Below are 7605 nucleotides of genomic sequence, written 5' to 3'. Positions count from 1 at the left end.
TTCAAGCGTTTCGCGCTTTGTTCTCAGCGCGACTTTTATATGTTATCATGCTGTCGTCTTTTTGTCAACACCTTTTTAGAGGTATTTTTTTCATTTTTCTGTACCTTCTCGACTTTATTCGTCTCGAAGATGTCAGCCCTGACAGCTTTTAAATTATAACACCGAAAATATAATAAAGTCAAGGGGTTATTTTACACCAAAAATCACTTGATAATCTTAATTATCAACCTAGAATTTATTTTATCCTATTAATTAATAAATAATACGCTTTTTTTCGCAATATTATTTCCCATTTTGCATTCTCATACTCCATTTTGAATAAAAACGAAATCCCTGCTAGCCTATTATTAGCTTTAACTTGTTTAAATCTTCATTATAAATCTCTTTTAGCTTTGCATTGTATATAATACTCGCAGGATGATAGAGGGGAAACAGATTATACTCAGCCTCCAAAACCTTGATTTTGCTTAAAGTGCCGTGAACTTCACCGATAGTAATGCCAAAGTCTCCGTACACCGCCCTTAAGGGTACATTACCTAAGGTGACAATATACTCTGGATTAATAATTTCAATCTCCTTTAGCAAATAGTCCCTATTATCCAGAATCTCATTTTTGGTTGCCGGTCTGTTTGAAACCCTGTTGGTGTCCGGATTTACCTTTGAGAGCCTGTATTTGATTGCATTGGTTATATATATGTCCTCTCTCTTAAGTCCCAGCTTGTCTAGAAATTCTGCAAGGTTCTTTCCCGCAGCACCTACAAAAGGCTTTGAGTTCAAAACCTCTTCCCTTCCCGGCGCTTCCCCTATCAATACCAGTCGGGAATCGGCATTTCCATCTCCTAAAACAATTTCTCTTCCGTAAAACTCTTTCTTATATAAATCATATAGATTCTTTAGCTGCTCTGATTTTGACATATACTATCCAACCTCTGTTTTACCTTTTTAAAGTCCTCCCACATAAGAACCTTCTTTGATTCATCCCTTAGTAATGCTGCCGGATGAAAAGTGGCTATAATCCAATATCCCTTTCTTTCAATCCATTGACCTCGGATTTTTGTAATCTTCGCATCCCTGCCAATTATGTATTTCATTGCTGTTGCACCCAAACACACTATTATACGGGGTTTTACCAGTACCAATTGATTTCTCAAATAAGGCAGGCACATTTCGGCTTCCTCATCCGTAGGAACCCTGTTGCCTGGAGGCCTGCACTTTACAATATTGGCTATATAGTACATATCCTCTTTTATTCTCATTGCTCTAAGCAACAAGTCCAGAAGCTTTCCCGCCGGTCCTACAAAAGGAAGTCCTTGGAGGTCCTCCTGTTCACCGGGGCCTTCTCCCACAAGCATTAGAGGTGCATTTATGTTTCCCCGCCCAATTACAATATTGGTTCTCGTTTTGCTTAAACGGCACTTTTCACAGTTTGAGCATACATTTATTAGTTCTTCCCAATTATACATACTATCTATACCCCTGTTTTATCAGGTCCCCAGATCACCTTGTGAAGCTGAACCTGAAATCTTGCCTCAAGCTTGTCCTCGAGTATCCACTGGACTATGCCGGAATAATCGATTTTACCGTATACCGGAGAAAAGGTTACGGTTCCTTTTCTGTGATATTTTGAAATTACAGTTTTAGCCCATTCGTAATCCGCTCTAGTTCCTATCACAAACTTTATTTCATCACAATCTCTCAGTAAATCGAAATTTTCAAACAGCATCTCATCACTACATCCCGACGAGGGCACCTTCATGTCCATAACATAAGAATGCCTTGGATTTTTAAGCATTACTCTTCCAAGGTTTACCGAACCATTGGTTTCAATCGTCACAATATAGTCATCAAGAAGAGTCAGAAGTTGTCCCAACTCTTCTTGCAAAAGAGGTTCTCCCCCCGTAAGACACACCCTTTTATAATGAAGCTTTTTTATCTCTTCAAATATTTCAGCAGGGGTCATTTCTTTCCCCTCATCATATGCATATCTTGTATCGCAATAACTGCATCGAAGGTTGCAGCCGGTAAAGCGGACAAATACAGTTGGGAATCCTGCAGACAAACTTTCTCCCTGAACACTTAAAAATATCTCATTTACTTTCATGCTATTTTCTCCTTCGAAAGCGAAACTACTCCATATCATGCTTGTCAATTGTTATATAGCTGGTGGGGGTTTCCCACAGTACAAGCTTTTCTAGGCTGCATTGAGTATTTTTTACCCTTATTGCAATCTCTTCCCAAAGCCAAAGTCCTATCATTTCACAGGTGGGATTAAAATCAAATACATCATTAAGGTACTTGTGATCTATTCTATCCAGCACCTCATCTTCTATCATGTCTTCCAAATCATGAAAGTCCATTACCAAACCGTTTTTATCGGGAAAACCCTTTAATGTAATCTCCAATTTGTAAGTATGTCCGTGAATGTTTCTGCATTTACCGTCGTAGTCCACCAAATGATGCGCACTGTCGAATGTAAACACCTTTGTTATAGAAACCTTTCCAATTTTCATAACTGCAATCCTTTCAAAATTATATTTAAATCAAGTTTGCTCCATATATTCTATGGCATCCACAATTCCAGCCTCTTTAAATCCTTTGAGCCTTAAAACGCAGCTGTCGCAGACACCGCATGCTTTTTCTCCGCCTCTGTAGCAGGTTGTGGTCAAATGAAGGGGTGCATTGTTCTCACATGCCAGCTTTATAATCTCCGCTTTAGAAAGGTTTATTAATGGAGTAATTATTTTGACCGGTCTTCCATTCACACCGTTCTTCGTTCCCACATTTATTGCCTTTTGAAAAGCTTCAATAAATTCCGGCCTGCAATCGGGATAACCGCTGTAATCCACAGCATTAACACCTATAAAGATAGCCTCTGCATTAACCACCTCGGCATATCCTGCCGCATAGCTCAAAAAAATTATGTTTCTTGCCGGTACATATGTGACAGGTATGCTAGGAAGTCCTTTATAATCCGGAACATCTATTTCCATGTCCGTAAGAGCGCTTCCCCCAACATTTCCTATCTTTACGACTTTGTGCTCTTTAATTTTAAAATACTTAACTACCTGCTTTGCGCTCTCAAGCTCCTTTCTGTTCCTCTGACCGTAGTCAAAAGACAGGGGATAAACCTCATAGCCTTCTGCCAAAGCAACCGACAAGCAAGTGGTACTGTCAAGACCTCCGGATAATAATACAACAGCTCTTCTCATAATATCCTCTCCAATAACATTAGAATATTTAGTGAATATAACTATCAATGTACTTTGCTATAGCAGCGTAACATTAATTGATGCGATTTATATAAGTATACCAGTATATTAATGCTTTTTCAAAAAAATATTCATTTCGAATTTCTATAAACTTTTGCTTCCTTTCCTAACCTTAAAAGCACAGCAGCCAATAGCGCCGTTTAGCTGGGGCATTCTAGGCACAACAACCCTTTTAAAATCAAGCTCTGATTTTATAAATTCCAATAGGGCATTATTTCTGGCAACGCCACCGCAGACCACCAGATTTTCATGGGGAAATCTCTCAATTATCGGTTTAATCCTTTTAAAAAGAGAATAGTTTACTCCTGCAGCAAGCTCCCTGATACTGTATCCCTCGGATATTTTTCCGATAAGCTCCGATTCGCCAAAAACTGCACAAGTAGAATTTAGCTCCACCGGATTTTCATAGTGTCCCGTAAGTTCCTCAAGGCTGATGCCGAGAACATTTGCCATGTTCTCCAGATACCTTCCGCAGGATGCGGCGCACTTGTCGTTCAAAACCATATCCGCCATTTTCCCGTTTCTAACCGATACAACTTTGCTGTCTTGCCCGCCTATATCAAGAAGCGTGAAATCTTCAAGACCGGTCTGCCACACTGCACCATAAGTGTGAGCTTTTAGCTCCAGTATCACCGTCGAATTTTCCACATTTACATTGTTTCTCCCGTAGCCGGTGCTCACCACGCTGTCAAAGCGGCCGATATCAAGTTTTTCAAAATCAATGCTGATTTTTTGATTTACATTGGAGCAAAAGTCACGGTAAAAAGATGCGGTGTCATAAACCATGCTGTCTAAAAAAATACCATTTTCAAAAATGACCAGCTTAACCGCCCTGCTCCCCAAATCTATTCCCAATACTCTCATAATTCACCTTTTCCGATAAAGTATCTATTCTAATTTACTCATCAAGCATATCAATAAATGCCTCAATGCGAAGCTTTGTCCTCTGGTCCAGTTTACCGGGCCGGTCCCCTTCAAGGGTGAGAACCGGAACATTGAGTTCTTTCCTTATTATAATATCTTCAATACCTCTAAAGCAAAATGCCTGGGTGTAGTGTATAATACCGTCAATTTTTCTTTTTTCCACCTGGGCAATTATATCCTCAAGCCTGCCTCTTATACTGTACGGATAGGTAAATCTCCTGTACTCTTCCACAATATCCTCAATATCAATGGAATCAGCCATTGTAAACTGTCTCTGTACTTCATTGTATACCACTCTGGCATCAAGAGACTCAATAAATTCGTATATATCTCCATTAATAGGCGGAACCCCTATATATCCTATTCTTTTGCTTTGTGTTTTTGGCTCTCTTTTTTCAATAGAAGAAATCACATCGTCCAGCTGGCGTTCAAAAGTAACATAATCTCCGTTAAAATCACTGCTGGAAACCTGCCATATGTGATTTTCAAATCCGCCGGCCTTGTTGTGCTTCCATGTCAGTTCATCGAGATAAGAAAGTCTTTTTCTAATTTTATCCAATTCCTTTTTAACTTTCAAACACTCTTCATAACTGACATCAAAATGAGTACAAAATTTTTCAATTTCCCTTTTCACCTGGTCATAGCTTCTGGAATTTGGGTACGAATACTCATAACACTGTATCCCCTTAAGCTCCAAAACCTCAACCAGCGCCTTTGCATTTGAGCAGTCACCTTCAACAACACCGATAAGTTCGTCTATTCCTCCAATGTCAATAACGGCAGAGTAAATACCCTTTATCCACGCGCAGGTATTTCTGGGAAATCCCGCATTTTCAGCAGCTTCTATCATTTTTCCGGGGTTGTCATTAGTAATAAATACATTATTTAAATCAACAGGCCTGTGTCCTGCTGCAAATATCACTTCCACAGGTACGCTTGTGGTAAAACCTATATTTTTCAAACTAAATAACACCTCAAATCATTTGTTCTCCTAAAACTATAATACATAAATTAATAGTTTTAAGCAATTATATAATTATATCCAATCCCTCAAACATCAAAAAAATCAGCCCGTTACAGCTGATTTTTAAAATACCTCATCCCATTAATTACAATATCTATTAATTGGTATAATAGAAATTTTCTTCTATAAGCTTCTTTGTTTCCTTCTTATTATATATATAAAACCACTGACTTCCAATATACCTCGAATATCCCGGCAAAGTGTATCCTTCAATTACAGGTGTCTTTATATTTTTTATATCCCTGATAAAATAACGTATGTCTCCAATCTCAATATTTGTCCTCATATTCTTTTTCAGAGTATAAAAAATTTCATTTGCTTTAAGTAAGTATTTCAATTTAATCTTTTGCTTTACAAACTCTTCGATAAAAAGCTGCTGCATTTTTATCCGTCCAAGGTCCCCGTCTTCATAACCTTCTCCTTGATGATTTCCCTTGCGATACCTTACAAATTGCTCCGCTTTTTTGCCGTCCAGCACCTGCTTTCCTTTCTTTAGGTGAATATGAAGATTTTGATACGGATCGTCATAGTCCATGTCAAAGGGTACGTCTATCTCAACACCGTCCAATGCATCGACAATTTCCCTAAAGCCTTTGAAATTCAAAGTAACGTAGTAATCTACAGGAAGACCGGTTATATCCTCCACCATATCAATTACCGTTTTTTCTCCGCCTTTTCCGATAAGAGAGTTTATCTTCGTGTATTTGCCGTTGAATTTTACTCTGGTATCCCTGGCAATGGACAATATGTTCATTTTGTTTTCATTAGGGCTGTAGTTTATAAGCGCAATAACGTCGGATCTCATTTCATCATCATCAAGACCCAATACAAGCACATTTATATATGAGACAGAGTCCTTTGGCTCATTTTCCTCATCAGTTTTTCCTTTTACAATCTCCACAAAGTTGTATTCGCCACCAAACTCCGTACCGTTGTATTCCTCTTCTGCAAACAAAAGAGTATATATTCCCTGTATAAATAAAATCAACGAAAAAACTACACATATATAAAGAATACTTTTTCTAGAATTCATATTTCACCCGTCTTCAAAAATCCATATATCCTCATAAAAATAGTATTCTTAGTATATGTGTATAATTTTTTTTAATACAATCTATTAAGTTAAAGCAGCAAAGAATTCCTACTAAAGTTTCAAATTTTTGAATCTCTCAACAGCCTCTAATGTGTTCTCTCTACTTCCAAAAGCTGTCAACCTGAAATATCCTTCACCGCTTGGTCCAAAGCCCGAGCCCGGTGTTCCGACAACATTTATTTCTTTTAGCATGATATCGAAAAATTCCCATGAACTTACGCCATCCGGAGTCTTAAGCCAGATATATGGAGCATTCACTCCTCCAAATACGGTAAGGCCGATGTCTTCCAAGCCTTGTTTTATTATTTTTGCGTTGTCCATATAATAGTCTATGGTTTCTTTTATCTGTTTTTGGCCCTCAGGAGTATACACTGCCGCTGCAGCCTGCTGTATGATATACGGAACGCCGTTGAATTTTGTTGTCTGTCTCCTGTTCCAAAGACTGTTGAGCTGATATGCTTCTCCATTTTTGGTATATGCCACAACCTTTTTAGGCACAACAGTGTAAGCACATCTTGTTCCGGTAAACCCTGCTGTCTTGGAAAAGCTTCTGAATTCAATTGCTACTTCGTCCGCTCCCTCAACCTCGTAAATGCTGTGAGGCACATCTTTCTCACGGATAAACGCTTCATATGCCGAGTCAAACAGTATAATAGCGCGGTTCTTTCTAGCATAGTCAACCCACTTCTTGAGTTCTTCCTTGGAGAGAGTCATTCCCGTCGGGTTATTGGGGAAGCAAAGATAAATAATATCCACTTTTTCTTTGGGAAGCTCAGGAATAAAGTTGTTTTGGGCAGTGCACGGAAGATAGGTCATTTTCTCAAAGTACCCGTGCTCAAGATAATCCCCGGTTCTTCCAGCCATAACGTTGCTGTCCACATAAACCGGATATACCGGGTCGGTAACCGCAATTTTGTTGTCCAAGCCAAATATCTCCTGAAAGTTTCCGGTATCGCTCTTTGCTCCATCACTTACAAATACCTCGTCTTCATCAATCTTTATACCTCTAGGAGCATAGTCATTTTCAATTATTTTGGCGATTAAAAATTGATAGCCCTGCTCAGGTCCGTATCCCCTGAAAGTTTCTTCTTTGGCCATTTCATCCACCGCTTTGTGCAAAGCATCGATAACCGCCGGCGCCAGCGGCCTTGTAACATCTCCAATTCCCAGCCGTATTATTTTTGCATCGGGATTTTCTTGCTTGAAACAGTTTACTCTCCTTGCAATTTCAGAAAAAAGATAGCTTCCCGGAAGCTTAAGATAGTTTTCGTTAATAAAAGCCATAAACAACCTCC

General features: G+C 38.9%; 9 protein-coding genes. All 9 read right to left on the bottom strand.

Annotated features, from left to right (window positions below; genetic code table 11):
- Positions 1–336: 336 nt before the first annotated feature.
- Entirely contained in the window at positions 337–915 is a 579-nt protein-coding gene (locus PLH43_RS12410) for a uracil-DNA glycosylase (protein WP_324363583.1), read from the bottom strand.
- Positions 894–1463 carry a uracil-DNA glycosylase gene (locus tag PLH43_RS12405; RefSeq protein ID WP_324363581.1) on the bottom strand — a complete coding sequence of 190 codons (570 nt, stop codon included), beginning with the start codon at positions 1461–1463 and terminating at the stop codon, positions 894–896. The genes PLH43_RS12410 and PLH43_RS12405 overlap by 22 nt, the downstream gene beginning before the upstream one ends.
- Before the next feature lie 5 nt (positions 1464–1468).
- Positions 1469–2101, bottom strand: coding sequence for a radical SAM protein (locus PLH43_RS12400; RefSeq protein WP_324363579.1), 633 nt, complete (start codon positions 2099–2101; stop codon positions 1469–1471).
- Positions 2102–2126: 25 nt separating this feature from the next.
- Positions 2127–2510 (bottom strand): 6-carboxytetrahydropterin synthase QueD, encoded by a 384-nt coding sequence (gene queD, locus PLH43_RS12395; RefSeq protein WP_324363577.1) that lies wholly within the window; start codon positions 2508–2510, stop codon positions 2127–2129.
- Between the two features lie 30 nt (positions 2511–2540).
- Positions 2541–3209, bottom strand: a complete 669-nt coding sequence (gene queC / locus PLH43_RS12390; protein ID WP_324363575.1) for a 7-cyano-7-deazaguanine synthase QueC — start codon at positions 3207–3209, stop codon at positions 2541–2543.
- Positions 3210–3353: 144 nt separating this feature from the next.
- Positions 3354–4133, bottom strand: coding sequence for an acyl-CoA dehydratase activase (locus PLH43_RS12385; RefSeq protein WP_324363573.1), 780 nt, complete (start codon positions 4131–4133; stop codon positions 3354–3356).
- A gap of 34 nt (positions 4134–4167) precedes the next feature.
- Positions 4168–5154, bottom strand: a complete 987-nt coding sequence (locus tag PLH43_RS12380) for a 2-hydroxyacyl-CoA dehydratase (protein WP_324363571.1) — start codon at positions 5152–5154, stop codon at positions 4168–4170.
- A 160-nt stretch (positions 5155–5314) separates the two neighbouring features.
- Positions 5315–6250 carry an LCP family protein gene (locus tag PLH43_RS12375; protein ID WP_324363569.1) on the bottom strand — a complete coding sequence of 312 codons (936 nt, stop codon included), beginning with the start codon at positions 6248–6250 and terminating at the stop codon, positions 5315–5317.
- A gap of 111 nt (positions 6251–6361) precedes the next feature.
- Positions 6362–7594 (bottom strand): LL-diaminopimelate aminotransferase, encoded by a 1233-nt coding sequence (locus PLH43_RS12370; RefSeq protein ID WP_324363585.1) that lies wholly within the window; start codon positions 7592–7594, stop codon positions 6362–6364.
- Between the last annotated feature and the right edge of the window lie 11 nt (positions 7595–7605).

This window comes from Acetivibrio sp. (assembly GCF_035371925.1).
Taxonomy (GTDB): domain Bacteria; phylum Bacillota; class Clostridia; order Acetivibrionales; family Acetivibrionaceae; genus Hungateiclostridium.
The sequence above is the reverse complement of the archived record's forward strand: the minus strand, read 5'-3'. Positions and strand labels throughout refer to the sequence as shown.